Origin of the sequence: Streptomyces sp. NPDC126499 (assembly GCF_040302485.1) — a bacterium.
GTDB lineage: Bacteria > Actinomycetota > Actinomycetes > Streptomycetales > Streptomycetaceae > Streptomyces.
Genome location: NZ_JBEOUO010000008.1, coordinates 251,977 through 278,397 on the forward strand (window position 1 = coordinate 251,977; position 26,421 = coordinate 278,397).

Here is a 26,421-nt window from a genome sequence, read left to right on the forward strand (position 1 = left end):
TCCTGTCAGTTCACCGTCAGCCGACGGAGCTGTAGGCGACGACGCCCCTGAGCAGGCTGTCCACGGCCTTGCGCGCGTTCTTCGCCACCGTGCTGTTCTCGCGGGGCGCGGCGGCCGCGATCTGGCCGAGGACGTCGATGACCTGCTTGCACCAGCGGACGAAGTCGCCGGCGGGCATCTCGGCCTCGCGGAGCACTTCGTCGAGCCCCTTGTCGGAGGCCCACTGGTAGGCGGCCCAGGCGAAGCCGAGGTCGGGCTCGCGCTGTCCGACTCCCTCCGCCTGGTGGAGCTTGAACTCCTCCTCCAGGGCGTCGAGGCGGCCCCAGATCCGCACCATCTCGGCGAGTGCCGCCTTGGCCCTGCCGGTCGGCAGCTTGGGTGCGACGGCGTCGTCGGCCTGCCGGGCCTCGAAGACGAGGGCGGAGACGCAGGCGGCCAGCTCGGCCGGGTTCAGGCCCTCCCAGACGCCCTCGCGCAGGCATTCGCTGGCGAGCAGGTCGAGTTCGCCGTAGAGCCGGGCGAGCCGCTTGCCGTCGTCGGTGACCTGGTCGTCGCGCAGGTAGTCGAGCTCGGTGAGGAGCGCGACGATGCGGTCGAAGGTGCGGGCGATGGTGTTGGTGCGGCCCTCGATGCGCCGCTCCAGCTGCCGGGTGTCGCGCTGCAGCCGGTAGTAGCGCTCGGCCCAGCGGGCGTGGTCCTCGCGTTCGTCGCAGCCGTGGCAGGGGTGTGCGCGGATCTCGGTGCGCAGCCGGGCGATCTCGCGGTCGTCGGCGGCGGCCGCGCGCTGCTTGCGGTGCCGTTCGGGGTTGATGTGTCCGGCCTTGCTGCGCAGCGCGGAGGCGAGGTCGCGGCGGGACTGGGGCGACCGCGGGTTGAAGGACCGGGGGATGCGCATGCGCTCCAGCGGCTCGACGGGGACCGGGAAGTCGATCGAGGCGAGTCGCTTGACCTGCCGCTCGGCGGTGAGGACGAGCGGGCGGGGTCCGTCGTGGTGCTCGAAGCCGCGGTGCCCGTTGGTGCGGCCGGCGGGGACGCCCGGGTCGAGGACCAGGGCGAGGCCGGCGAACTTGCCGGTGGGGACGTGGATGACGTCGCCGGGCTTGAGCCGCTCCAGGGAGGCGGCGGCCTGGGCGCGGCGCTGGGCGGCGCCCTGCTTGGCCAGTTCGGTCTCGCGGTCCTTGAGCTCGCGGCGGAGCCGCGCGTATTCCTCGAAGTCGCCGAGGTGGCAGGTCATGCCCTCCCGGTAGCCCTGGAGGCCCTCCTCGTTCTTCTGGACCTGCCGGGAGATCCCGACGACGGAGCGGTCGGCCTGGAACTGGGCGAAGGAGGTCTCGAGCAGTTCGCGGGAGCGGTGCCGGCCGAACTGGTCGACCAGGTTGACCGCCATGTTGTAGGACGGCTTGAAGCTGGAGCGCAGCGGGTAGGTGCGGGTGCCGGCGAGGCCGGCGAGGTGGCCGGGGTCCATGCCGCGCTGCCAGAGGACCACGGCGTGGCCCTCGACGTCGATGCCGCGGCGGCCGGCCCGGCCGGTGAGCTGGGTGTACTCGCCGGGGGTGATGTCGGCGTGCTGTTCCCCGTTCCACTTGACGAGCTTTTCGAGGATGACCGTGCGGGCGGGCATGTTGATGCCGAGCGCCAGGGTCTCGGTGGCGAAGACGGCCTTGACGAAGCCGCGGACGAAGAGCTCCTCGACGACCTCCTTGAAGGTGGGGAGCATACCGGCGTGGTGGGCGGCGATGCCGCGCTCCAGTCCTTCGAGCCACTCGTAGTAGCCGAGGACGTGGAGGTCCTCGCGGGGGATGGAGGCGGTGCGCTCCTCGACGATCTCGCGGACGCGGCGGCGCGCCTCGTCGTCGTTGAGCCGGAGGCCGGCGTAGAGGCACTGCTGGACGGCGGACTCGCAGCCCGCGCGGCTGAAGATGAAGGTGATGGCGGGCAGCAGCCCCTCGGCGTCGAGCCGTTCGATGACCTCGGGCCGTCCGGGGGTCCAGATGCGGGAACGGGCGCGCCGTTCGCGCTCGCGGTCGGCCTCGCGGACCATCTTGCCGCGGCGCCGGTCGCGCGGGTTGTACGTGCGGGAGTTCTCGGTGCGGGCCAGGCGCAGCAGGTCGGGGTTGACCTCGCGGCGCGAGGCGCCGCGGCCGCCGTGGTCGGTCTCCTCCTCGAAGAGGTCGTACATCCGGCGGCCGGCCAGGACGTGCTGCCACAGCGGCACGGGGCGGCTCTCGGAGACGATGACCTCGGTGTCGCCGCGGACGGTGTCGAGCCAGTCGCCGAACTCCTCGGCGTTGGAGACGGTCGCGGAGAGCGACACCAGGGTCACGGACTCGGGGAGGTGGATGATCACTTCCTCCCAGACGGCGCCGCGGAAGCGGTCGGAGAGGTAGTGCACCTCGTCCATGACGACGTAGCCGAGGCCGGAGAGCGCCTGGGACCCCGCGTAGAGCATGTTGCGGAGGACCTCGGTGGTCATCACGATGATCGGCGCGTCGCCGTTGACGCTGTTGTCGCCGGTGAGCAGGCCGACCTTGGCGTGGCCGTACCGCTTGACGAGGTCGGCGTACTTCTGGTTGGAGAGCGCCTTGATGGGCGTGGTGTAGAAGCACTTGCGGCCCTGGCGCAGGGCGAGGTGGACGGCGAACTCGCCGACGATGGTCTTGCCGGAGCCCGTGGGGGCGGCGACGAGCACGCCCTTGCCCGCTTCGAGGGCCTGGCATGCCTCGATCTGGAAGGGGTCCAGACCGAAGTCGTACATCTCGCGGAAGGGGGCCAGCGCGGTGGCCTGCTCCGCGTTGCGGGCGCGGGCAGCCGCGTACGCCTCGGCTGGTGTGAGGTCCTCTGTCATCTTGTTGTCGAGCCTACCCGCCCCCTCTGACAGTGACGCGATCTTTATCGTGCGGCTTCGTCCCGGGCGGTCGGCGGGGTGAGGACACGCAGGGCGCCGGGGACGCAACGGGCGGTGAGGGGCAGTGGGCCGGCCGGCTCGCCGTCGGCGTAGCCGGTGGTGCCGGGGGCGTCGAGGGCGATCGAGCGGACCCGGTGGACGGTGACCTTGGGGTGGTCGAGGTGGGTTCCCCGGTAGACGCGCGGGAAGACCTTGATCAGTTCGGCGCGCCCGCAGTCCCCGACGACGGTGACGTCGAGCAGTCCGTCGTCCAGGGCGGCCCCGGCGCAGATGCGCATGCCGCCTCCGTAGGAGGTGCCGTTGCCGACGGCGACGAGGGTGGCCTCGATCTCGATCTCGGTGGTGTCGTCGAGGACGAGCCGGTACGGGACGGGGCGGAAGGCGGCGAGTTCGGCGAGGATCGCGAGGTCGTAGGTGAAGCGTCCGGCGCGCAGCCGCATCCGGTTGCCGCGGTCGTTGACGCGGGAGTCGAAGCCGGAGGCGAGGACGGTGCCGAACCAGCGCCCGCCGCGCTCCCCGGTGCCGGTGCCGGTGCCGGTGCCGAACCAGCGCCCGCCGCGCTCCCCGGTGCCGGTGGCGCTCAGCTCTTCCTCCCTGCCGGCACCCCGCTGGATCCGGCCGAGGTCGACGGTGCGTCCGCCGCCGCCCTTGAGGGCCTCGGCGGCGGCGCGGCCGGCCGCGGCGGGGTCGCGCAGGGGCAGTCCGAGGCAGCGGGCGAAGTCGTTTCCGGTGCCGACGGCGATCACGCCGAGGGGGGTGCTCGTGCCTGCGACGGCCTGGAGGGCGAGCGAGACGATGCCGTCGCCGCCGACCGCGACGAGGGCTCCGGTGCCGCTCTCGACGGCCTCGCGGGCGCGCCGCAGCGCGTCGTCGGCGTCGTGGCCGAGGACGGTGCGGACGGAGAATCCGGCGTCCCGGAGCGCGCGAGCGGCCGGCTGCGCGGCGTGCGCGCCGCGGCCGCGGCCGGCGGTGGGATTGACGAAGAGGGTGATCTCGCTGGTCATTGGGGGTCCCCCCGGGTGGAGTCTGGGGGGACCCTACAAGATCAGGTGATGTCGTCGTAACCGTTCAGCCGGTGCTGCCGACTGCCGTCCGGCTCCCCGGTGGCCTGCTCGGGAAGGGCCGCCCGGGCGGCGGACACGGGCTCGATCGCGCCGACCGCCTCGGGGGTCAGGTCGAGCACGGACGCCTCGTCGTCGTCGAGCTCGGCGTCGGGGTTGTTGCGGCGGCGGCGCCTGTCGTTGAGGAGCGAGAAGCCGACGGCCGCCCCGTACAGGACGGTGATGGGTCCGGCCAGGGCGAGCATGCCGACGGGGTCGGTGGTGGGGGTGATGATGGCGCCGAAGACGAAGACGCCCATGATCACGCCGCGCCACCAGCCGGCCATGCGCTTGCCGGTGAGGACGCCGGTGAGGTTCAGCATCACCAGGACGAGCGGGAGCTCGAAGGCGAGGCCGAAGACGAGCACCATGCGCAGGGTGAAGTCGAGGACGTCGCCGAGGGACAGGATGTTGGCGGAGCCGCCGGGCGTGAGGCTGATGAGCACCTTCACGCTGATGGGGAGGATGAGGTACGCGAGGTAGGCGCCGGCGGTGAAGAGCGGGACGGCGGCGCCGACGAAGGCGTACGTGTACTTCTTCTCGTGCTTGTGCAGTCCGGGCGCGACGAAGGCCCAGAGCTGGTACAGCCAGACGGGGCTCGCGACGACGAGGCCCGTCGTCAGGGACAGCTGGATCGTCGTGCTGAAGGGGGCCATCAGCGTGTTGAAGGAGACGATCGCGCAGTTGCCGCCGTCGCTGGTGACGCCGGGTCCGCACTTGGGCACCGACTTCGTCAGGAACTGCATCAGGTCCTCGCTGTACACGAGGGCCACGACGGTCACCGCGGCGATGGCCAGCAGGCCCTTCGCGAGGCGGTTGCGAAGTTCACGCAGGTGTTCCACGAGGGGCATGCGGCCCTCGGGATCCTTCTCCTGCTTGCGGGCAGACTTGAGCAACCCACGTCCTCATCTCGTGCGGCAGCCGCCGCCCTGAGCGGCGGCCGCGGCGGACCGGGTCAGCGCTTGGTGGTGTCGGTGGGCTCGCTCACGGGACGCGAGCTGGTCACGTCTCCGGGGGCGGCCTGGATGGTGCGCGGCGCGGGCTGGTCCGGGGAGCCGGCGTGGGGCGGGTCGGCGGGGGCGCTCTGCTGGTCGTCGGACTTCATCGCCTTGGCCTCGCTCTTCAGGATGCGGGCGGACTTGCCCAGCGAACGGGCCATGTCCGGCAGCTTCTTGGCACCGAACAGCAGGATGATCACGACGAGGATCAGAATGATCTCGGTGGGGCCGAGCCTACCCATAGCTGTTTACCTTCTTCACCGAGGCGACATTGGAGTGCGTGCCCGGCCGGTCGGACATGCGTCCGGCCACCCGCGCTGCAAGCGATCGTAACCCGCAGGAGTAAACGGGCGGCAATGCCTGTGCATACGTGCGATTGCGTCCCCCGCGCGCGTGCGGGGCGAAAACCGCCCGCTGTACTGCACGAATTCAGCGCAGTGTCTCGCCCGTTCGCGCCAGGTCGACGGCGGCTTGTTCGAGGTCTTCCGCGGCCTGGTTGATGCGCTGTGTGGTGCGGGCCACTTGACGGCCGAGGCGCTGGGCCTCCAGGAAGACCTTGATGCCGAGGACGCCGAGGACGGCGATGCCGAGGAAGCCGAGGGCGATGGCGAGCATGGGCCAGAACATGGGGCGAGCCTAGACGCTTCGGGCGGGGGCGGGCTCAGCCGGTGGTGTGCAGGCGCAGGGTGCGTACGCCGCCGCCGGTGAGCAGTTCCACGATCCGCTCCCCCGCGGGTTTGCGGACGGCGCTGCCGCATTCGGGGCAGGTGAAGGAGTAGAAGGTGGTGCGGCGGCTGGCGCCGATGGCGAGCCGCAGGGCGCCGGCGGAGAGTTCGAAGCGGGAGCGGCAGTCGGGGCAGGCGGCCTTGAAGTGGACCGGGGCGGTCGGCACCGACATGCCGGACATTGTTGACGTTGCGGACATTTCCCTCAACTCTCCCCACTGTGCTACGGCTACGCGTCTCACTGGGAACAGCGTCCGGTCCCCCCGGAACGTCACGTTCCCCCCTGCTGCCCCGGCGCTCACCGCCCCGGGCCGGCCTCCGCCCTCGTCGCCGGCCTCAGCCGTCGTCGGCGGCCTCAGCCCTCGTACGCGGCCAGCGCCGCCGCGGCGGCCTCGCGCGCGCTGTCCGCCAGCTCCTGCGGGGCGACGATCCGGCCGTCGCTGCCGAGCCGCAGCGCGAGCCGCCGCAGCGAGGCCGGCGCCGGGGTCCGCAGGGTGATCCGCAGCCCTCCGTCGGGCAGCTCCTCGGCGCGGTCGTGCGGGTAGTACTCGGCGACCCAGCGGCCCCCGGGCCCGACCTCCACCACGACCTCCGGGTCCTCGGCGGACGGCTGCACGAGCCCCTCCGACAGGTCCCTCAGTTCGAGCTCGGGCGGCGCGGCGGGCGCGTCAAGGATCCGGATCTCGGCGACCCGGTCCAGGCGGAAGGTGCGGCGCGCCTCCGACAGGCGGCACCACGCCTCCATGTACGTGTGGCCCACGGCGAAGAGCCGGATCGGGTCCACCTCGCGCTCGGTGAGCTCGTCGCGGGCCGGCGAGTAGTAGCGCAGCCACAGCCGCCGCCGCTCGGAGATCGCCCGGTCCACCTCGGCGAACACCCCGCCCTCGGACTCGAAGGTCACGGAGAGCCGGGAGCTGGCACCGGCCGCCTCGCCGGCCGCCGCCTCCAGCTTGGCGGTGGCGCGCAGCAGCGCCTCGCGGTCGCCCTCGCGCAGGCCGGGCAGGGTCGCGACCGCGCGCGCCGCCACCAGCAGGGCGGTCGCCTCGTCGGCGGCCAGCCGCAGCGGGGCAGCGACGTCGTCGGGGTTGTGCCACCAGATCCGGTCGCCGTCGGTGTCGATGTCGAGGAGGTCGCCGCCGCGGAAGCTGGTGCCGCACATCGGCAGGACGTCGAGGTCCGAGATCAGCTCGTCCTCGGTGATCCCGAAGGCGCGGGCGACGTCGGCGACGTGCGCTCCGGGGCGCTCGCGGAGGTAGGTGACGAGGGACAGCATCCGCCTCGTCTGGTCGATGGCGTTCGTGGCCATGGTCGTTCCTCTCCCTCAGCCCTTGGCCACGGCGCGCAGCCGGTCCACGACGTCGGCCCGCAGGTCCGCGGGCTCCAGCACGACCACGTCCGGGCCGAACTCCACGAGCCAGGCGTCCAGGCCGTGCCCGTAGGGGATCTCCAGCTCGTCCCAGCCGTCCGTGCCCTCGGTCACGGACTGGGCGCGGGCGCGCAGCGGATAGCCGCAGCCGGCCCGCAGCCGGATCCGGGCCGAGCGGGTGGCGGTCTCGCCCGCCCAGCTCTCGACGGTCTCGCGGACGGTGACGACGTCGGGCACCGGGGCGGTGAAGGCACCGGACCGGGAGCGCACCTTGCCGGTGATACGGGACAGCCGGAAGACCCGCTCGGCGCCGCGGTCGCGGTCCCAGCCCGCGAGGTACCAGTGGCCGCGCCAGCACTCCAGGGTCCACGGCTCGACGTGCCGGGTCTCGGGGCGGGCGGCGTTGGCCTTGCGGTAGTCGAAGACGACCGGGCGGCGGTCGCGGCAGGCCAGCATCAGCGGCTCGAAGGCGGCCTCGTGGACCGGGATGCGCGGCTCCAGGGCACTGGCCTGGGCGTCGTACGCGTCCTCCGCCTCCGGCATCCCGGCGGCCCGCAGCTTCTGCAGGGCGCCGCTCGCGGCGCCGGCGAGCCGGGCCTGCTGCCAGACCTTGGCGGCCAGGCCCAGGGCGGCGGCCTCCTCGGCGTCCAGGGTGATGGGCGGCAGGCGGTTGGAGTCGCGGCGGGCGAGATAGCCGGTCTCGCCGTCCAGGTTCTCGACGGTCTCGATGACCAGGCCGAGCTCGCGCAGGTCGTCCTTGTCCCGCTCGAACATCCGGTTGAAGGCGTCCTCGCCGGTCGCCTCCATGTAGGCCTCGATGGAGGCGCGGAGCTCCCTCTTGCTCAGCGGCCGGCGGGTCCCCAGCAGGCACAGCGCAAGATTCATCAGCCGCTCGGCCTTGGCAATCGCCATCGACGCCCCGCACCCTCTTCTGCCGGATTGACTTGGTGAGACGTCCGACGGTACCGCCCCGGGGTGTCCAGACAAAAGCCGGGACGGGAGCGCGGGCGGACGTGCGGACGGGAGCGCGGACACACGCCGAGGGCCCCCGCCGTTCAGGCGGGGGCCCTCGCCGGAGACCCGGTGGTCGGGTCAGCGCTTGGTGACGCCCACGAGGTCGCAGACGAAGATCAGCGTCTCGCCGGGGCCGATCTTGCCGCCGGCGCCGCGGTCGCCGTACGCCAGGTGCGGCGGGATGACCAGCTGGCGGCGGCCGCCGACCTTCATGCCCTGGACGCCCTGGTCCCAGCCGGCGATGACCATGCCGGCGCCGAGCGGGAAGTCCAGCGGGGTGCCGCGGTTCCAGGAGGCGTCGAACTCCTCGCCGGAGTCGAAGGACACACCCACGTAGTGGACCTTGACGAGGTCGCCGGCCTCGGCGACCTCTCCGTCGCCCTCCCAGATGTCCTTGATCTCCAGATCGGCCGGCGGCTCGCCGCCCGGGAAGTCGACCTCGGGCTTGTCGATGCTCACTGCAGTGTGCTCCTTCAAAAACCTGTGAACCGCGCAGACGACGATCTGCGCGACCGGGACAGTCTTACATCTTCGCCAGGATGTCGACGGCGAACACCAGCGTGGAGTTCTTCGGGATGCCCTGCTTCTCCTGGTCGCCGAAGGCCTCGGACGGCGGGGCGACGATGAGGACCCGGCTGCCGACCTTCTTGCCGGCGATGCCGTCCTTCAGACCCTTCAGGGTCAGCTGGTCCAGCGGGAAGTTGGCCGGCTTGCCGGTGGTGTAGGTCGAGTCGAAGACCTTGCCGTCCTTCCACAGGGCGGCGACGTAGTTCACGACGACCGTGTCGGTGGCCTTGACGACCTCGCCCTTGGACTCGATCACGTAGTTGGAGACCAGCTTGGTGGGCGCGGCCGACTTCGGGACGGTCAGCGAGGGCTGCTTGCCGTCGGTGTTGGTGCCGACCTTGGGCAGGTCCTTGTTCTCCTGGGCGACCTCGGTGCCGGAGGCGGCCTTCGGGATGGTCACCGCCTTGAGGATGTCGACCACGAACACCAGGGTCGCGTTGGGCTTGATGTCGCCCTGGCCGCTCGCGCCGTAACCGAGCTCCGGCGGGATGCCGATCTCGACGCGGCTGCCGACCTTCTGGCCTTCGAGGCCCTGGTCCCAGCCCTTGATGACCTGGCCGGCGCCCAGGGTCAGCTCGAAGGGCTGCTTCCGGTCGAAGCTGTTGTCGAAGGGGGTGGTGGAGTCCCAGGCCTGCCCCAGGTAGTTCACCTGGAGGGCGTCGCCCTTCTTGGTGACCGCGCCCTTGCCCTCGCTGATGACGTTGACCTTGAGGGATTTCACGGGGTCGCCCACGCCCTTGGCCAGGGTGGGCTTCTCCCCGAACTTCTCGCCCGCGGTGATGGCGGGAAGCCCGTTCTTCATCGAACCGGAATCGGAGCCCTTGTCGTCGCTGCCGCAGGCCGCTGTGGTGAGCAGCAGCAGGGGGACGACGAGCAGGCCGGCAAGTCGGCGCACTAGTTCCTCAGATCTCAGACGGCACAGTAGTTGTCCGGACACTCTAGGGGACCGCCCTGTGATGCCGTCGGCCCCGCACGTGAGACGTGCGGGGCCGAGGGTCCGTGCCGCTGGATCCGAACCGTTCCTTTACCGCGCCTACATTCCGGCGATCAGCTTTTCCACCCGGTCGTCGACCGAACGGAACGGGTCCTTGCACAGGACCGTGCGCTGTGCCTGGTCGTTGAGCTTGAGGTGCACCCAGTCGACGGTGAAGTCCCGGCGCTGCTCCTGGGCGCGGCGGATGAAGTCGCCGCGGAGCCGGGCGCGGGTGGTCTGCGGGGGCACCGACTTGCCCTCGAAGATCTTCAGGTCGTTGCACACCCGCGCCGCCTGGCCGTTCTTCTGGAGCAGGTAGTAGAGGCCGCGGCGGCGGTGGATGTCGTGGTACGCGAGGTCTATCTGGGCGACCCGGGGGTGCGACATGGTCATGTTGTGCTTGGCCCGGTACCGCTCGATGAGCTTGTACTTCATGACCCAGTCGATCTCGGTCTCGATGCGGTCGAGCTGCTCCTGCTCGATGGCGTCGAGCGTACGGCCCCACAGCTCCAGGACCTGGGCGACGGTGCCGCTGCGGATGCCGCGGCGGTCGACGAAGTCGGCCGCCTTCTCGTAGTACTCCCGCTGGACCTCCAGGGCGGAGGCCTCGCGGCCGCTGGCGAGCCGTACCTTGCGCTGGCCGGTGATGTCGTGGCTGACCTCGCGGATGGCCCGGATCGGGTTCTCCAGGGTCAGGTCGCGCATCACGGTGCCGGCCTCGATCATGCGCAGCACGAGGTCGGTGGCGCCGACCTTGAGGAGCATGGTCGTCTCGGACATGTTCGAGTCGCCGACGATGACGTGGAGCCGGCGGTAGCGCTCGGCGTCGGCGTGCGGCTCGTCGCGGGTGTTGATGATGGGGCGCGAGCGGGTGGTGGCGGAGCTGACGCCCTCCCAGATGTGCTCGGCGCGCTGGGAGACGCAGTAGACGGCGCCGCGCGGGGTCTGCAGCACCTTTCCCGCCCCGCAGATCAGCTGGCGGGTGACGAGGAACGGAATGAGGATGTCCGCGAGCCGGGAGAACTCCCCGTGCCGGGCCACCAGATAGTTCTCGTGGCAGCCGTAGGAGTTTCCGGCGGAGTCGGTGTTGTTCTTGAAGAGATAGACGTCGCCCGCGATTCCCTCCTCGTGCAGGCGGCGTTCCGCGTCGACGAGCAGCCCTTCGAGAATGCGCTCGCCCGCCTTGTCGTGGGTGACCAGTTCGACCACGTTGTCGCATTCGGGAGTTGCGTATTCCGGATGCGAACCCACGTCCAGGTACAGGCGGGCGCCGTTCCGCAGGAAGACATTGCTGCTGCGGCCCCATGACACGACACGGCGGAAGAGGTAGCGCGCCACTTCGTCAGGAGACAGTCGGCGCTGTCCCCTGAACGTGCACGTGACGCCGTACTCGTTCTCCAGCCCGAAAATGCGGCGGTCCATGTCTGAACATTACGCCTGAGAGCCTGCGCTGAAACCGGGTTCGACGGCCCCGTTTCGATCATTTTCCGATGAGTGCGTGTTCTTTTCGGTCCGCCCGGTGGCGGCGCCGCCGCTTCCCGTGCCCCCGCTGACGGCGTGTCGCGGGGCCACGGGCGGCCCGAGCACCCGGCCGGTGGCAAGGAGCACGAGGAAGGCGACGAAGCCCCCGGCGCCGGCCACGGCGAAACCGGCCGGGGTCCCGGCGAGTTCGACGGCGGGTCCGGAGACGGCCGAGCCGAGGGCCGCGCCCACGCCGAAGGTGGTGACGAGCCAGGAGAACGCCTCGGTCACGGTGCCGCGGGGGGCGTGGCGGTCGACGACGATGAAGGCGCAGGCGATGGCGGGGGCCAGGAACACGCCGGAGAGGGCGGCGAGCACGGTCATGGCGACCGGGCCGGGGACGAGCACCAGCGGCAGGTAGAAGACGGCGAGCAGCAGGACCAGGGCCCTCAGGCGCCGCTCGGGTGCCCCGGCCCACTGGCGGGCCCCGTAGGCGACGCCGCCGACGAGGGCGCCGAGCCCCAGGGCGGCCATCAGCCAGCCGTACACGGCCTCGTCGCCACGGTCGTCCGCGTAGGCGACCGCGGCGACGGTGATCGAGCCGAGGGCGAGCCCGACGAAGAAGAAGCAGGCCAGCAGGGCGAGCAGCCCGGGCGAGCGGAGGGCGCCCAGCCAGTGGGCCTCGCGGGGCGCGGACCGCCAGGCGCGCGAGGGCTTGGAGAGCACCACGGACAGGGCGCCGAGGACGCCGAGGAGGTTGATGACCAGGAGCGCGGAGGCGGGTGACCAGAGGGCCACCAGGAGGGTCAGCAGCAGGGGTCCGACGGTGAACATGACCTCCTGGGCGACGGCGTCCAGGGCATAGGCGCGGTGGACCCGGTCCTCGCGGCCGAGGACGCTCGGCCACAGGGCCCGCAGGCCGCCTTCGAGGGGCGGCGTGAAGAGGCCCGCGACGAGGACGGCGGCGTAGGCGAGGAACAGGTTGCCGATGCCGGCGACGGCCAGGGCGGTCATGCCGAGGGCCGAGATCACGGCGGCGGGCAGCTGGACGCGCGGCTGGCCCTTGAGGTCGACGGCGCGGCCGAGGAGCGGCTGGCCGACGGCGGTGGCGAGGCCGTACGCGGCGATGAGGCCGCCGGCCAGGCTGTAGCTGCCGCCCTCGGCGCGGGTGAAGACGGTGATGGCGATGGGCCCGGTGCCGTGGGGGAGCCGGCCGACGAGGGTGCCGGTCAGCAGGCGTGCCGCGTGGGGCGCGCGCAGGATGTCGAGATAGCCGCCGTTCGCCGTGGCCTCGGTGGCCATGTCGTCTCCCTCCCGGGGCATCCGCCCGAGGTTTTACGTATAACGTGACGGAGTCATACGTACCATGGCCGCAAGGCGCCGGTCCACCCCGCGCACGGGACGGGACCGGCGGAGAGCCGCCGCGGAGGTACGAGTGCACAGTCCGGAACCCACCGGCGCGGGCCGCCCCACCAGCCGGGACGTCGCCCGCGCCGCCGGGGTCTCCCAGGCCACCGTCTCCCTGGTGCTCGGCGACAAGTGGCGCGGACGCGTCTCCGAGCGCACCGCCGCCGCCGTACGCGCCGCCGCCGGCGAGCTCGGCTACCGGCCCAACCTCGCCGCCCGCAACCTGCGCCTCGGCCGCACCCGCACGGCCCTGCTGATCGTCCCGGCCCTCACCAACGAGTTCTTCGCGCACGTCTACACCGGCGCCGCCGCCGTGGCCGCCCGCCACGGCTTCGGCGTCGTGCTCTACCCCTCACCCGACGGCATCGGCCCGGCCAGGGATCCCTTCGCCTCCGCCTCGGCCGCCCTCGACGGCGTCCTCGCCTCCTCCATGGCCACGGACGCCCTGAAGGCCTTCCAGGGCACCGACCTGCCGCTCGTCATGCTCGACAGCGCCCCCGACGGCCCCGGCGCCGCCGCGCACGTCAACCTGGACGTCGCCGACGGCATGCGGCACGTCACCGGCCACCTGCTCGGCCTCGGCCACCGCCGCTTCCTCCACCTGGCCTCCGCCGTCCCCTCCTGGACCTTCGACGTCCGCGCCGCCGCGCTCGCCGACGCCCTCGGGGGCGCGGAGCTGCGCACCGAACGGGCCCCTCTGGACGTCGCCGGCGCCACCGAGGCCGCCGCGCGGGCGCTCGCCGCGCCCGGTCCCCGCCCCACGGCCGTGATCTGCGACGACGACATCATCGCGGCCGGCGTCTGCAAGGCCGCCCGGCGCCTCGGACTGCGCGTCCCGGAGGACCTGTCCGTCACCGGCTTCGACGACATGGCCCTCGCCACCGCCGTCGAGCCCGAACTCACCACCGTCCGGCTGCCCGCCGAGGACTTCGGCCGACGCGGCATGGAGGCGCTGCTCGCCGTCCTCGCCGGCGAACGGCCCGCCCCGGCCGAGCTGCCCGTCGAGCTGGTCATCCGGGGCTCCTCCGGCCCCGCCCCGGCCTGACCCGTCCCCTCCTCCGGGCACGCGGAAGGGCCCCGGAACCGCGCCTGCGGCTCCGGGGCCCTGCTCGTAGCGTGCGTCGGACGTCGGGGACGGACTTCCGTCCCCTACGGACTACTCGTCCGCGACCTCGTCGGACGGGTCGTCCGTCTTCGCGACCGCCGCGTCGTCCGCTTCCAGGAGCCGCTTCAGCTGCCGGCCGACGATCCGCTTGAACTTCCGCTGCTGCGGGCGGGTGCGGTCCAGGACCGCGACCTCCAGGCGCTCCGCGGGGATCTCCCGCTCGCTGCCGTTGGTGTCCCGCGACAGCGCCTGCACCGCCAGCTTCAGCGCCTCCGCCAGCGACATCCCGTCACGGTGCCGCTGGTCCAGGAAGGAGCTGATCTGCTCCGCGTTGCCGCCGACCGCGACCGAGCCGTGCTCGTCCACGATCGACCCGTCGTGCGGCAGCCGGTAGATCTGGTCGCCCTCCGGCTCGTCGCCGACCTCGGCGACGACCAGCTCCACCTCGTAGGGCTTCTCCCCCGCGCTGGAGAAGATCGTGCCGAGGGTCTGCGCGTACACGTTGGCCAGGCCACGGGCCGTGACGTCGTCACGGTCGTAGGTGTAGCCGCGCAGGTCGGCGTAGCGCACGCCGCCGATCCGCAGGTTCTCGTACTCGTTGTACTTGCCGGCGGCCGCGAAGCCGATCCGGTCGTAGATCTCGCTGAACTTGTGCAGTGCGCGGGACGGGTTCTCGCCGACGAAGACGATGCCGTCGGCGTACTGGAGGACCACCAGGCTGCGGCCGCGGGCGATGCCCTTGCGGGCGTACTCCGCCCGGTCGGCCATGGCCTGCTGCGGTGAGACATAGAACGGCGTAGACACCGGCTATCCGTCCCTTTCTTCCGGTCTGAAGGGCTTCTACGGGCGACGAGCGGTCAGAGCAGCGCGGCGCGCGGGCCGTCGGGCTGTTCGAGCCGCCGCTCGGTGACGGACCTCGCCAGCTCGGAGGACTCCGGCTCGCTGAGCCGGCGGAAGCCCTCCTCGGTGATGACGGTGACGATCGGGAAGATCCTGCGGGCCAGGTCGGGCCCGCCGGTCGCCGAGTCGTCGTCCGCCGCGTCGTACAGCGCCTGGACGACGAGCGTGGTGGCCTGCTGCTCGGTCAGGTCGTCCCGGTAGAGCTTCTTCATCGACCCGCGGGCGAAGATCGAACCCGAGCCCGTGGCCGCGTAACCGTGCTCCTCGGAGCGGCCGCCGGTCACGTCGTACGAGAAGATCCGGCCCTTCTCCTTGCCCTCGTCCCAGCCCGCGAAGAGCGGGACGACGGCCAGGCCCTGCATGGCCATGCCGAGGTTGCTGCGGATCATCGTGGACAGGCGGTTGGCCTTGCCCTCCAGGGAGAGCGTCGTGCCCTCCACCTTCTCGAAGTGCTCCAGCTCCAGCTGGAACAGCTTGACCATCTCCACGGCCAGGCCGGCCGTACCGGCGATGCCCACCGCGGAGTACTCGTCGGCCGGGAACACCTTCTCGATGTCCCGCTGCGCGATCATGTTCCCCATGGTGGCCCGCCGGTCGCCGGCGAGCACGACGCCGCCGGGGAAGGTCGCGGCGACGATGGTCGTCCCGTGCGGTGCCTCCACGATCCCCTCGGGGAGCTTCCGGTTCCCCGGGAGCATCTCGGGCGAGTGGTCGGCAAGGAAGTCCATGAACGAGGACGAGCCCGGCGTCAGGAAGGCCGCCGGCAGACGCCCGATGCTACGAGGGTTCGCTTCCACGCGATTCCTTCCGATGGGAACGACGGCCCGCCGTGGGACGCACGGGCCGATCTTGCGTACTGTGCACGGACCTTACCCGTGCCACCGCCTGTCATCCGTCCCCGGGCCCACGGCTTTTCCGGGGCTCCGGGGACGGAGGGCGACAGGCTCGCCGGGGCGGCTACTCGCCGCCCTTCTGCACGAAGGACCGCACGAAGTCCTCGGCGTTCTCCTCGAGCACGTCGTCGATCTCGTCCAGGACGGAGTCGACGTCGTCGCTCAGCTTCTCCTGGCGTTCCTTGAGGTCGGAGCTCGCCTCCGTGGTGGTCTCCTCGACCTCCTCCGTGGAACGCGTCGCCTTCTGCTGTCCGCCGCCGGTGTCCTTGGTCGCCATATCCTCACCCCGCTCGAATCGGCCCGCTCGGTTGGGTCTGTACAAGATCAGACCCTACAAGCCGGGACTGACATCGGCCCCGTAGTTTCGATAACGTCCGGGCACTGCTTCCATGATTCCCAGTGCCCGGCCATTTCAGCCGCTTCCGCCGCCGGAAAGGACACGGACCAGTTCTTCCGCGGTCCTGCACCGGTCGAGGAGCTCCTTGACGTGGTTCCGAGTACCCCGCAGGGGTTCCAGGGTCGGCACCCGCTGGAGCGAGTCCCGGCCGGGCAGGTCGAAGATGACCGAGTCCCAGGAGGCGGCGGCCACGTCGTCCGCGTACTGCTCCAGGCAGCGGCCGCGGAAATAGGCCCTGGTGTCCTCAGGAGGGCTCGTCTCGGCCCGTTCCACCGCGCTCTCGTCCAGGAGCCGCTTCATGCGCCCGCGGGCCGCCAGACGGTTGTACAGGCCCTTGTCGGGCCGCACGTCCGCGTACTGGAGGTCCACCAGGTGCAGCCGGGCGGCGTCCCAGTCCAGGTCGTCGCGGCGGCGGTAGCCCTCCATGAGCTCCCGCTTGGCGATCCAGTCGAGCTCGCCGGCCAGGCTCATCGGATCGTTCTCCAGCCGGTTCAGGGTGTCCTCCCAGCGGCTGAGGACGTCCTTGGTCTGCTCGTCGGCGTCCGTGCCGTAGCGCTCGTCCACGTACTTCCTGGCCAGCTCGAAGTACTCCATCTGGAGCTGCACCGCGGTCAGTGTCCGGCCGCTGCGGAGCGTGATCAGGTACTGGAGATCCGGGTCGTGGGAGACCTGGTGCAGAGTGCGTACGGGCTGGTCGACGGCGAGGTCGACGGTGATGAAGGCGTCCTCGATCATCGACAGGACGAGCGCGGTGGTGCCCAGCTTGAGGTAGGTGGAGATCTCGGAGAGGTTGGCGTCCCCGATGATCACGTGCAGCCGGCGGTACTTCTCGGCGTCGGCGTGCGGCTCGTCGCGGGTGTTGATGATGGGGCGCTTGAGGGTGGTCTCCAGGCCTACCTCGACCTCGAAGTAGTCGGCGCGCTGGCTGATCTGGAAGCCGTGCTCCCGGCCGTCCTGGCCGATGCCGACGCGGCCCGCACCCGTGACCACCTGGCGGGAGACGAAGAAGGGCGTGAGGTGGCGCACGATGTCCGAGAAGGGGGTCTCCCGCTTCATCAGGTAGTTCTCGTGGGTGCCGTAGGACGCGCCCTTGTTGTCGGTGTTGTTCTTGTACAGATGGATGGGCTGGGCGCCGGGGAGCTGGGCGGCCCGCTCGGCGGCCTCGGCCATGATCCGCTCGCCGGCCTTGTCCCACAGGACGGCGTCGCGGGGGTTGGTGACCTCGGGCGCGCTGTATTCGGGGTGGGCGTGGTCCACGTAGAGCCGCGCGCCGTTGGTGAGGATGACGTTGGCGAGGCCGATGTCCTCGTCGGTGAGCTGGCTGGAGTCGGCGGCCTCGCGGGCGAGGTCGAAGCCGCGGGCGTCCCGCAGCGGATTCTCCTCCTCGAAGTCCCAGCGGGCGCGGCGCGCCCGGTGCATCGCCGCCGCGTAGGCGTTGACGATCTGGGACGAGGTGAGCATGGCATTGGCGTTGGGGTGCCCCGGGACGGAGATCCCGTACTCCGTCTCGATGCCCATTACTCGCCGTACGGTCATGCGGCCCTCCTTGCCCGGCGCCGCTCCCCGCACAGTGCGTGGTGCGGCGGTACCCACGAGCCTAGAGCGGTCGCGGGGCGTACGGGGAGATCAGAAGCGGATCTTTGAGTGGAAAGCGACGGCTGCGGATGCCCGTTCTCCGGACATCCGCAGCCGGTCCGCGTCCCTACAGGTACTGACCGGTGTTGGCCACCGTGTCGATGGAGCGACCGGTGTCCGCGCCCTGCTTTCCGGTGACGAGGGTGCGGATGAAGACGATCCGCTCGCCCTTCTTTCCGGAGATGCGGGCCCAGTCGTCGGGGTTGGTGGTGTTGGGCAGGTCCTCGTTCTCCTTGAACTCGTCCACGCAGGCCTGGAGGAGGTGGGAGACGCGAATGCCCTTCTGGTCGTGGTCGAGGAATGCCTTGATGGCCATTTTCTTCGCCCGGTCCACGATGTTCTGGATCATGGCGCCGGAGTTGAAGTCCTTGAAGTAGAGGACTTCCTTGTCGCCGTTGGCGTACGTGACCTCGAGGAAGCGGTTCTCCTCGGATTCGGCGTACATCTGCTCGACCACGGACTGGATCATCGCGTGGGCGGCGGCTTCCTTCGATCCGCTGTGCTCGGCGAGGTCGTCGGCGTGCAGCGGGAGCGAGGGTGTCAGGTACTTGGCGAAGATGTCCTTGGCCGCCTCGGCGTCCGGACGCTCGATCTTGATCTTGACGTCGAGCCGGCCGGGCCGCAGGATCGCGGGGTCGATCATGTCCTCGCGGTTGGAGGCGCCGATGACGATGACGTTCTCCAGGCCCTCCACGCCGTCGATCTCGGCGAGCAGCTGCGGGACGATGGTGTTCTCCACGTCCGAGCTGACTCCGGATCCGCGGGTGCGGAAGAGGGATTCCATCTCGTCGAAGAAGACGATGACGGGGGTGCCCTCGCTCGCCTTCTCCCGGGCACGCTGGAAGACCAGGCGGATGTGCCGCTCGGTCTCGCCGACGTACTTGTTGAGGAGCTCGGGGCCCTTGATGTTCAGGAAGTAGGACTTCCCGGCGGGCTGGCCGGTCACCTCGGCGACCTTCTTGGCAAGGGAGTTGGCGACGGCCTTCGCGATCAGCGTCTTGCCGCAGCCGGGCGGGCCGTAGAGCAGGATGCCCTTCGGCGGTCGCAGTTCGTGCTCCTTGAAGAGGTCCGGGTAGAGGTAGGGGAGCTCGACCGCGTCGCGGATCAGCTCGATCTGGTTGCCCAGACCGCCGATCTTGTCGTAGTCGACGTCCGGGACCTCTTCGAGGACGAGCTCTTCGACCTCGCTCTTGGGGACCACTTCGTAGACGTAGCCGGACCTGGGCTCGAGGAGCAGGGCGTCGCCGGGACGGATGGTGATGTCCAGCAGGGGCTCGGCGAGCCGCACCACCCGTTCCTCGTCGGTGTGCCCGATCACCAGGGCGCGCTCGCCGTCCTCGAGGATCTCCTTGAGGGTGACGATGTCCCCGGCGCGCTCGAACTCCATGGCCTCGACCACGTTGAGCGCCTCGTTGAGCATGACTTCCTGGCCCCGCTTGAGCTCGTCGAGCTCGACGCTGGGGCTGACGTTCACCCGGAGCTTGCGGCCCCCGGTGAAGATGTCGCACGTGCCGTCCTCGTTGGCCTGCAGAAAGACACCGAAGCCGGCCGGCGGCTGGGCGAGCCGGTCGACCTCCTCCTTGAGGGCCACGATCTGGTCGCGGGCCTCACGGAGGGTATTGGCGAGCCGCTCGTTCTGTGCGGACACACCGGCCAGGTTCGTCTGCAGCTCGACGATCCGCTCCTCGAGAATCCTCGTGTGACGCGGAGAGTCGGCGAGCTTGCGGCGCAGGACGGCGATTTCCTGCTCGAGATAGGCAACCTGGCCGGCGGGGTCCTCAGACCCCCGCCCCGGCCGGATGCCGCGGTTGATGTCGTCGTCGTGGGCTGCCACGGTCCTCACCTCCTCCAAGGGGAGCTGGACGCTTCCTGACCCTACCTGGGTGGGTGGTGATTGAAACCCCTAGATCAAAAAGACTCCGAGGTGTGTCCGATCTTCACCCTTGCGCTTCCCCTCACGCCAGGGAAATACCCACCGGCGGTCATTGCAAAAGCGGCCGGCTGTATCGTCATGAGTGGTCAACACCCGTCAGGCTTGGCCCGACTTGTCCGCGCGACGCAGAAACGGCAGGAGATATGACCGTGCAGAACGAGGCCCCGGCAGCGGGCGCCGAGGAGGCGCTGGAGGTCTGGATCGACCAGGACCTGTGCACCGGGGACGGCATCTGCGTGCAGTACGCGCCGGAGGTCTTCGAGCTCGACATCGACGGGCTCGCTTATGTGAAGAGCGCGGACGACGAGCTGCTCCAGGAGCCGGGGGCGACGACGCCGGTGCCGCTGCCGCTGCTGCGTGACGTGGTGGATTCCGCGAAGGAGTGCCCGGGCGACTGCATCCACGTACGCCGGGTCGGTGACGGCGTCGAGGTGTACGGTCCCGACGCCGAGTGACGGCCCGGTGACGGGCGCCCGGGGCCCGGCGGGTCAGGCCGCGCGGGCCTCGGCCTGGGCGCTGCGGACGAAGGTTCCGCCCTTCCACTGCCACATGACCTGCTCTTTCCGGTCGGGGCAGCAGCTGGGGACGTCCGGGGAGGAGTAGCCGAGCAGCGTGGCGCGCACGGCTCCGTCACGTACGGCGAAGCCGCTGACGGTCATCAGCTGGGAGGGCTCCACGAGGGTGGCCACGACCCGTGCGGCGGGGGTGACGCCGCCCTTGCCGTGGGTGAGGACGTAGATGCCGCTGGGCGGTGTTCCCGAGCCGGCTTCGCAGTGTACGACTGCGACGGTCTCGGGGTTCCCGTCGCCGTCCAGGTCCCCTGTGGCGCGCTGGGCGATCGTGCTGGGCCCTCCCCCGCACTCCAGCGGATAGCGGACGGTGGCGGCGTCGGGCGCGGGCAGCGGGGCGGGGGCGGCGGTGGCGCCGGCGGGGCCCGGCTGCAGCAGGCCCGCGAGGGCGACGACTCCGGCCATCGCGGTGGCGGTGGCCAGCCAGTGCACCGGCCGGGCGCGGGTGTGCGCCAGGTCCGTGACGGCGGAGGTCTGCACGCGAGAAGTCTCCTGTGGGGTGGTGCGGAAGGAGTTGCGGGCATCGTGCCACACGTCACAGGACGGCGGAACAGGCGGGGGTGGGGTTCTCCCCGGGGTCTGTTGAACATGAGGGTGCCGCCGTCGACTTCCGCGCCATGGGCGGGAACTCGACGGCGGCACCGTTGCGTTGTCGGAGCGTCAGCCCCTGAGGCGGAGGCCCAGAGGCGGAGGCCACGAGGGCCGGCCCTGAGGGCGGCTCAGCCCTTGTTGGGACCCTCGTAGTCCTCGCCGTAGGCGCCCTTGGCGGGGCGGCGGCGGCGCATCGGGGGCTCCACGCCGTCGGCGAGGCGACGGGCGGTGACGAGGAAGCCGGTGTGGCCGATCATCCGGTGGTCCGGGCGCACGGCCAGGCCCTCGACGTGCCAGTTGCGGATCATGGACTCCCACGGCTGCGGCTCGGCGTAGCAGCCGAACTCGCGGATGGACTCCACGGTCCGCGCGAGCTGCGTGGTGGTGGCCACGTAGCAGCACAGGATGCCGCCGGGGACGAGCGCCTTGGAGACGGCCTCCAGGCACTCCCAGGGCGCGAGCATGTCGAGGATGACACGGTCGACGTCGGTGTCGGACAGATTGTCCTGGAGGTCGCCGACGGTCAGCTGCCACGCGGGGTGCGGGCCGCCGAAGTAGCGCTCGACGTTGCCCTTGGCGATCTCGGCGAAGTCCTCGCGGCGCTCGTAGGAGTGCAGCATGCCGTTGTCGCCGATGGCGCGCAGCAGGAAGGCGCTGAGCGAGCCGGAGCCGACGCCGGCCTCGACGACGCGGGCGCCGGGGAAGATGTCGGCGAAGGCCAGGATCTGCCCCGCGTCCTTGGGGTAGACCACGGCGGCACCGCGGGGCATGGACAGGACGTAGTCGGGGAGCAGGGGGCGCAGCGCGAGGTAGGCGACGTTTCCCGTGGTACGGACAACACTGCCCTCGGGAGCACCGATCAGCTCGTCGTGGGGGAAGGAACCCTTGTGGGTGTGGAAGTTCTTCCCGGCCTCGAGCGTGAACGTGTAGTGGCGTCCCTTGGGGTCGGTGAGCTGGACCTGGTCCCCGACCTTGAAGGGCCCGCGACGGCGGGCGGCACCGGTCGGTTCGGACATGTGAACAGGGTACCGGTGTTACGAGGAGGGTCGCGCCATGGCCTTCACGAAGGCCTTCTCCACGTCGGCGGTGGACAGCACGCCGTAGATCTCGCCGGTGTCCTCGACGACCAGGTACTCGGTGGCGGGGCTGGCCCTGAGGTGGTCGAGGAGGGGCTGGCCGGTGAGGTCGGCGGGGACCTTCATGCCGTCGACCAGGTCCTGGCTGAGGGCGCTGACCGCGACCCAGGGGCGGCGGTGCTGGGGGACGTGGGCGATGGCGGTCTCGCGGACGATGCCGGTGGGGACGCCGTGGCCGTCGACGACGACGAGGGCGCGGGCGCCGGCCTCGTTGGCGCGGCGCAGGGCCTCGGACAGGGGGGTGGCGGACTCGACGGGGATGGCGCGGCGGGTGAGGGTGCGGGCGCGGAGCTCGGGGAGGTGTTCGCGCAGCCGGGCCATGCGGAGGCTGTTGCCGGCGCCGGTCCAGATGATCGCGGCGAGGATGGCGGCGAGCAGGGCGTCGGTGACGGTGGTGAAGCCGTCGATGTCGTCGGTGGAGTTGCCGAGGAGTCCGGTGCGGGTGAGCAGCGGGAGTCCGATGAGGACGGCGACGGCGAGCGCGCGGCCGACCCAGGCGGCGGCGACGGTGCCGGTCATGGGGCTGCCGGTGATCTTCCACACGACGGCGCGGAGCATGCGGCCGCCGTCGAGGGGCAGGCCGGGCAGCAGGTTGAAGATCGCCACGATGAGGTTGGAGATCATCAGGCCGCCGAGCAGGACACCGGGCACGGTGCCGGGCTCGACGGCGTACAGGGTGAGGTAGAAGAGCCCGGCGAGGACCAGGGAGAGCAGGGGGCCGACGAAGGCGAGCACGAATTCGCGGCCGGGGGTCTCGGTCTCCTTGTCGATCTCGGAGACGCCGCCGAAGAACTGGAGCTGGATGCGGCGCACGGGGAGCTCGAAGCGGAGGGCCGCGAGGGTGTGGGCCAGTTCGTGGACGAGCACGGAGGCGTAGAAGGCGATCGCGAAGAAGAGCGAGACGAGGTAGCGGGCGGCGCCGAGCTCGGGCAGGACGCGTTCGATCTGGTCGCCGAAGACCCAGGTGATGAGGGCGGCGACGAGGAACCAGCTGGGTGCGACGTAGACGGGCACGCCGAAGGGCCGTCCCATGAGGATGCCACCGCCCGGCTCCTCGGTCCGCTGCGGCTTGGACTCGTCCTGGTTCACGGGTTCCTTTCGTCGCCGAGCTGCTCGGTCCGCGCACTCGGTCACGGTTCGATCATGCAGTGCGACGGGGTCCTGCGTCGATGGTATTCCGCTCGCTGTCGGTGGCGGGCCGTAGGGTCTGTGTCATGAGTACGAGTGAGCAGCCGCCGGCGGAGCCCGGGTCGCCCCTTGCGGACGCGCCGGCCGCCGACGCGTCCGTGCCGCGGACGCCCACGTCGTTGTCGCCGTCGCGGGCGAGCGACTTCATGCAGTGTCCGCTGCTGTACCGGTTCCGGGTGATCGACCGGCTGCCGGAGAAGCCGAGCGCGGCGGCGACGCGGGGGACGCTGGTGCACGCGGTGCTGGAGCGGCTGTTCGACGCGCCGGCGGTGGAGCGGACGGCGCCGCGGGCGAAGGCGCTGATCCCGGGCCAGTGGGACCGGTTGCTCGCCTCCCGTCCGGAGCTGGGGGAGCTCTTCCCCGAGGAGGCGGAGAGTGAGCGGGGCGAGCGGCTCGCGCAGTGGCTGGCGGAGGCGGAGGCGCTGGTCGAGCGGTGGTTCACGCTGGAGGATCCGACGCGTCTGGAGCCCGCGGAGCGGGAGCTGTTCGTGGAGACGGAGCTTCCGTCGGGGCTGCGGCTGCGGGGGGTGATCGACCGGGTCGACGTGGCGCCGACGGGCGAGGTGCGGATCGTCGACTACAAGACGGGCAAGGCGCCCCGGCCCGAGTACAGCGAGGGCGCGCTGTTCCAGATGAAGTTCTACGCGCTGGTGGTGTGGCGGCTGCGGAACGTGGTGCCGCGCCGGCTGCAGCTGGTGTATCTGGGCAGCGGTGACGTGCTGACGTACGACCCCGTGGAGGCGGATCTGCTGCGGGTGGAGCGCAAGCTGCACGCACTGTGGGAGGCGATCCGCCAGGCGACACAGACGGGTGACTGGCGGCCGCGGCCGACGAAGCTGTGCGGCTGGTGCGACCACCGGGCGGTGTGTCCGGAGTTCGGAGGCACTCCCCCGGTGTATCCGCTGCCGGTGGTGCCGGTGCGCCCGTCGGAGCCGGGCGGTGAGGGCGTGGCGATCGGGTCGGGTCCGGCCTGATCGGGAGGGCGCGGGCCGGCAGGGCAGAATGGGTCCGGCCCCGGCCGCCCGGTGGCACCCGCAGCACCCGTACCGCCCCGTAGCACGCCGTAGAAGGAGTCATCCGTGACTGTCCGCGTCCTCCTGGTCGACGACCAGCCCCTGCTGCGCACCGGTTTCCGGATGATCCTGGAGGCCGAGCAGGACATCGCGGTGGTGGGTGAGGCCGGGGACGGTCTCCAGGCGCTCGACCAGGTGCGGGCGCTGCAGCCCGACGTGGTGCTGATGGACATCCGGATGCCGCGGATGGACGGGGTGGAGGCCACCCGGCAGATCACCGGTCCGGGCCGGGACGGGCCGGCGAAGGTGCTGGTGCTGACCACATTCGACCTCGACGAGTACGTGGTGGAGGCGCTGCGGGCGGGGGCGAGCGGTTTCCTGCTGAAGGACGCGCCGGCCCACGAGCTGGTGCAGGCGATCCGTGTGGTGGCGGCGGGCGAGGCGATGCTGGCGCCGTCGATCACGCGCCGGCTGCTGGACAAGTACTCGGCGCATCTGCCCTCGGGCGAGGAGCAGGTGCCGGACACCCTGAACACGCTGACGGACCGCGAGGTCGAGGTGCTGAAGCTGGTGGCGCGGGGCCTGTCGAACGCGGAGATCGCGGCCGACCTGTTCGTGAGCGAGACGACGGTGAAGACCCATGTCGGCCACGTGCTGACGAAGCTGGGGCTGCGCGACCGGGTGCAGGCGGCGGTGTACGCGTACGAGAGCGGTCTGGTGCGTCCCGGCGCGCAGTGAGCCCGCGGGGCGCGGTGGGCCCGCGCGGTGAGTATGGACGCGGTGGGCCCGCGGGCGCGGTGAGCCCGCGCGGGCGGTGACCAGGCGAGCCATGGGCACGCGGGCTTTCGGGCCTCACGGGAAGGGCCCGGCACACGGCGCGTGTGCCGGGCCCTTGCCGTACCGGGGCCGGTGTCAGCCCTTCTTGATCTCCCAGAAGCGGAAGACGGTGGAGGCGTCGAGGGTCCACTCCAGGCCGGTGACGTTGTCACGGGCGACGGCGTACTGCTTGCCCTGCCACAGGGGCAGCAGCGGGAGCTCCTCGGCGACGAGGTCCTGGACCTTGTTGTACGTGGAGCCGGTCGAGGACCGGTCGGGGGACGCGGCGACGGCCGGCAGCAGCTCGCCGGTGATCAGCGCGTTCTCGTAGCGGTTGCCGAGGACGTTGTCGTCCCCGAAGAACGGGGTGGTGAAGTTGTCGGCGTCCGGGTAGTCGGGGACCCAGCCCTTGATGTAGACGCCGTACTTGCCGGCGGCGATGTCCTTCTCGTACTGCTCGTACTCGACGGACTTGACGTCGGCGTCGAACAGGCCGCTGGCGTTGAGCTGCGCGGCTATCGCCTTGACCTCCTGGTCGGTGGAGGGGCCGTAGCGGCTGGGCGTGGACCAGAGGGTGAGCTTGACCTTGCCGGTGATGCCGGCGGAGCGCAGGGCCTTCTTGGCCTTCTCCTTGTCCGGGCTGCCGTAGGTGTCGAAGAAGGCGGTGTTGTGTCCCGCGATCCCGGCCGGGACGATCGAGTAGAGCGGGGTGGCGGTCGACTTGTGGACGTTCTGGACGAGCGCCTCGCGGTCGACGAGGTGGGCGATGGCCTTGCGGACGCCGAGCTTGCCGACGACCGGGTCCTTGACGTTGAAGACGAGGTGCTGGACCTCGGCGCTGCTGCCCTGGACGACCTCGATGCCCTTGTCGTCGGTGCTCGTGGAGGCTTCGAGGGCGGCGATGTCGTCGGCGGACAGGCCACGGTAGGCGACGTCGACCTCGTTGGCGGACAGCGCCTTGGCGAGGGCCTCGCGGTCGCCGCGGTAGAGCTTGAGGGTGACGCGGTCGTTCTTGCGCTTGGCCGAGCCCTGGTACTCGGGGTTGGCGGAGAAGACGGCCTCGGTGTCGCTGATGGAGTCGAGCTTGTACGGGCCGGAGCCGACGGCCTTGCCGTCGGTGCGCAGCGCGTCGGCGGCGTACTCGCGGTGGTCGACGATGGAGCCGGCGCCGGAGGCGATCTTGCTCGGGAAGGTGGCGTCGGGGACCTTGAGCTTGAAGACGACGGTCTTGTCGTCGGGCGTCTCGATGGCGGCGATGTCGGACAGCAGCGGGGTCGGCCCGGAGGGGTCGGCGATCTTCAGCGCGCGCTCGAAGGAGAACTTGACGTCCTTGGAGGTGAGCGGGTTGCCGTTGGAGAACTTGAGGCCCTCGCGGAGGGTGCAGGTGTAGACCCGGCTGCCGGCCGAGAAGCCGCACGTGTCGGCGGCCTCGGGCTCAGGCTCGGAGCCGCCCTTGGGGAAGGCGAGCAGGGACTGGAAGACGTTGTTGAACAGCAGCCAGGAGCCGGGGTCGTAACCGGCGGCCGGGTCGGTCGCCATGATCTCGTCCGACATGCCGACGCGGACGGTCGCGCCGGCGTCGCCGGAGTCGCCGCCCTGCTCGGTGCCGCAGCCGCTGAGCATGGCGGCCGCCAGGCCCGCTGCGAGCGGGGCCGTCAGCCACTTGTTGTGTGCCTTCACAGAACTTGCCTCGTGATCTCGTGCCAGGCCGGCCGCGCAACGGCTGCGC

25 protein-coding genes are annotated in these 26,421 nt (G+C 71.0%); 4 read left to right on the top strand and 21 right to left on the bottom strand.

Going from position 1 to position 26,421, the window contains the following annotated elements; translation table 11 throughout:
* Nucleotides 1-16 precede the first annotated feature (16 nt).
* The 12 genes from ABTZ91_RS14680 to ABTZ91_RS14735 all read right to left on the bottom strand — a co-directional run bounded on the left by ABTZ91_RS14680 (nt 17) and on the right by ABTZ91_RS14735 (nt 12,411).
* Nucleotides 17-2,845 (bottom strand): DEAD/DEAH box helicase, encoded by a 2,829-nt coding sequence (locus ABTZ91_RS14680; protein ID WP_352077492.1) that lies wholly within the window; start codon nt 2,843-2,845, stop codon nt 17-19.
* Nucleotides 2,846-2,889: 44 nt separating this feature from the next.
* Nucleotides 2,890-3,909 (bottom strand): diacylglycerol kinase family protein, encoded by a 1,020-nt coding sequence (locus ABTZ91_RS14685; protein WP_352077493.1) that lies wholly within the window; start codon nt 3,907-3,909, stop codon nt 2,890-2,892.
* Between the two features lie 41 nt (nt 3,910-3,950).
* Nucleotides 3,951-4,856, bottom strand: a complete 906-nt coding sequence (gene tatC / locus ABTZ91_RS14690; protein WP_352077580.1) for a twin-arginine translocase subunit TatC — start codon at nt 4,854-4,856, stop codon at nt 3,951-3,953.
* A gap of 104 nt (nt 4,857-4,960) precedes the next feature.
* On the bottom strand, nt 4,961-5,245 hold the full coding sequence (gene tatA / locus ABTZ91_RS14695) for a Sec-independent protein translocase subunit TatA (RefSeq protein WP_352077494.1): 285 nt from the start codon (nt 5,243-5,245) through the stop codon (nt 4,961-4,963).
* Between the two features lie 187 nt (nt 5,246-5,432).
* On the bottom strand, nt 5,433-5,630 hold the full coding sequence (locus ABTZ91_RS14700; RefSeq protein ID WP_352077495.1) for a hypothetical protein: 198 nt from the start codon (nt 5,628-5,630) through the stop codon (nt 5,433-5,435).
* A gap of 34 nt (nt 5,631-5,664) precedes the next feature.
* Entirely contained in the window at nt 5,665-5,910 is a 246-nt protein-coding gene (locus tag ABTZ91_RS14705; protein ID WP_352077581.1) for a hypothetical protein, read from the bottom strand.
* Nucleotides 5,911-6,083: 173 nt separating this feature from the next.
* Nucleotides 6,084-7,034: a WYL domain-containing protein gene (locus ABTZ91_RS14710; protein WP_352077496.1), complete on the bottom strand. Its 951-nt coding sequence runs from the start codon at nt 7,032-7,034 to the stop codon at nt 6,084-6,086.
* Between the two features lie 15 nt (nt 7,035-7,049).
* Nucleotides 7,050-8,006, bottom strand: coding sequence for a WYL domain-containing protein (locus ABTZ91_RS14715; protein WP_352077497.1), 957 nt, complete (start codon nt 8,004-8,006; stop codon nt 7,050-7,052).
* Nucleotides 8,007-8,186: 180 nt separating this feature from the next.
* Nucleotides 8,187-8,567, bottom strand: a complete 381-nt coding sequence (locus tag ABTZ91_RS14720; RefSeq protein WP_352077498.1) for an FKBP-type peptidyl-prolyl cis-trans isomerase — start codon at nt 8,565-8,567, stop codon at nt 8,187-8,189.
* Nucleotides 8,568-8,631: 64 nt separating this feature from the next.
* Nucleotides 8,632-9,570, bottom strand: a complete 939-nt coding sequence (locus ABTZ91_RS14725) for an FKBP-type peptidyl-prolyl cis-trans isomerase (protein ID WP_352077499.1) — start codon at nt 9,568-9,570, stop codon at nt 8,632-8,634.
* Nucleotides 9,571-9,708: 138 nt separating this feature from the next.
* Complete coding sequence (pafA, locus tag ABTZ91_RS14730) at nt 9,709-11,070, bottom strand: Pup--protein ligase (RefSeq protein WP_352077500.1); 1,362 nt, start codon at nt 11,068-11,070, stop codon at nt 9,709-9,711.
* 9 nt (nt 11,071-11,079) lie between these two features.
* Entirely contained in the window at nt 11,080-12,411 is a 1,332-nt protein-coding gene (locus ABTZ91_RS14735) for an MFS transporter (RefSeq protein WP_352077501.1), read from the bottom strand.
* A gap of 133 nt (nt 12,412-12,544) precedes the next feature.
* On the opposite strand from ABTZ91_RS14735, the gene ABTZ91_RS14740 reads away from it, so the two are divergent.
* Entirely contained in the window at nt 12,545-13,561 is a 1,017-nt protein-coding gene (locus tag ABTZ91_RS14740; RefSeq protein WP_352077502.1) for a LacI family DNA-binding transcriptional regulator, read from the top strand.
* Nucleotides 13,562-13,672: 111 nt separating this feature from the next.
* Here ABTZ91_RS14740 and prcA read toward each other — a convergent pair whose 3' ends face one another.
* The 5 genes from prcA to arc form a co-directional block, all read right to left on the bottom strand.
* Entirely contained in the window at nt 13,673-14,425 is a 753-nt protein-coding gene (prcA, locus tag ABTZ91_RS14745) for a proteasome subunit alpha (protein ID WP_352077503.1), read from the bottom strand.
* Between the two features lie 53 nt (nt 14,426-14,478).
* Nucleotides 14,479-15,318: a proteasome subunit beta gene (gene prcB / locus ABTZ91_RS14750; RefSeq protein ID WP_352077504.1), complete on the bottom strand. Its 840-nt coding sequence runs from the start codon at nt 15,316-15,318 to the stop codon at nt 14,479-14,481.
* A 160-nt stretch (nt 15,319-15,478) separates the two neighbouring features.
* On the bottom strand, nt 15,479-15,691 hold the full coding sequence (locus tag ABTZ91_RS14755; protein WP_015032443.1) for a ubiquitin-like protein Pup: 213 nt from the start codon (nt 15,689-15,691) through the stop codon (nt 15,479-15,481).
* 135 nt (nt 15,692-15,826) lie between these two features.
* Nucleotides 15,827-17,347, bottom strand: a complete 1,521-nt coding sequence (gene dop, locus ABTZ91_RS14760; RefSeq protein ID WP_352077505.1) for a depupylase/deamidase Dop — start codon at nt 17,345-17,347, stop codon at nt 15,827-15,829.
* Nucleotides 17,348-17,513: 166 nt separating this feature from the next.
* Nucleotides 17,514-19,280, bottom strand: coding sequence for a proteasome ATPase (gene arc, locus ABTZ91_RS14765; RefSeq protein ID WP_352077506.1), 1,767 nt, complete (start codon nt 19,278-19,280; stop codon nt 17,514-17,516).
* A gap of 242 nt (nt 19,281-19,522) precedes the next feature.
* Between arc and ABTZ91_RS14770 the strand changes: the two genes are divergently transcribed.
* Nucleotides 19,523-19,834, top strand: a complete 312-nt coding sequence (locus ABTZ91_RS14770) for a ferredoxin (protein ID WP_352077507.1) — start codon at nt 19,523-19,525, stop codon at nt 19,832-19,834.
* A gap of 33 nt (nt 19,835-19,867) precedes the next feature.
* Here the strand turns inward: ABTZ91_RS14770 and ABTZ91_RS14775 are convergent, their stop codons facing one another.
* The 3 genes from ABTZ91_RS14775 to ABTZ91_RS14785 form a co-directional block, all read right to left on the bottom strand.
* A complete protein-coding gene (locus tag ABTZ91_RS14775; protein ID WP_352077508.1) occupies nt 19,868-20,428 on the bottom strand; it encodes a hypothetical protein in 561 nt (186 codons plus the stop codon).
* Between the two features lie 239 nt (nt 20,429-20,667).
* On the bottom strand, nt 20,668-21,555 hold the full coding sequence (locus ABTZ91_RS14780; protein WP_352077509.1) for a tRNA (adenine-N1)-methyltransferase: 888 nt from the start codon (nt 21,553-21,555) through the stop codon (nt 20,668-20,670).
* 18 nt (nt 21,556-21,573) lie between these two features.
* Nucleotides 21,574-22,707, bottom strand: coding sequence for a site-2 protease family protein (locus ABTZ91_RS14785; protein WP_352077582.1), 1,134 nt, complete (start codon nt 22,705-22,707; stop codon nt 21,574-21,576).
* Nucleotides 22,708-22,889: 182 nt separating this feature from the next.
* Here ABTZ91_RS14785 and ABTZ91_RS14790 point away from each other — a divergent pair, with 182 nt between their 5' ends.
* Nucleotides 22,890-23,837: a RecB family exonuclease gene (locus ABTZ91_RS14790; protein ID WP_407077958.1), complete on the top strand. Its 948-nt coding sequence runs from the start codon at nt 22,890-22,892 to the stop codon at nt 23,835-23,837.
* A gap of 105 nt (nt 23,838-23,942) precedes the next feature.
* Nucleotides 23,943-24,614 (top strand): response regulator transcription factor, encoded by a 672-nt coding sequence (locus ABTZ91_RS14795; RefSeq protein WP_352077511.1) that lies wholly within the window; start codon nt 23,943-23,945, stop codon nt 24,612-24,614.
* 174 nt (nt 24,615-24,788) lie between these two features.
* Here ABTZ91_RS14795 and ABTZ91_RS14800 read toward each other — a convergent pair whose 3' ends face one another.
* Entirely contained in the window at nt 24,789-26,372 is a 1,584-nt protein-coding gene (locus tag ABTZ91_RS14800) for an ABC transporter substrate-binding protein (RefSeq protein ID WP_352077512.1), read from the bottom strand.
* Between the last annotated feature and the right edge of the window lie 49 nt (nt 26,373-26,421).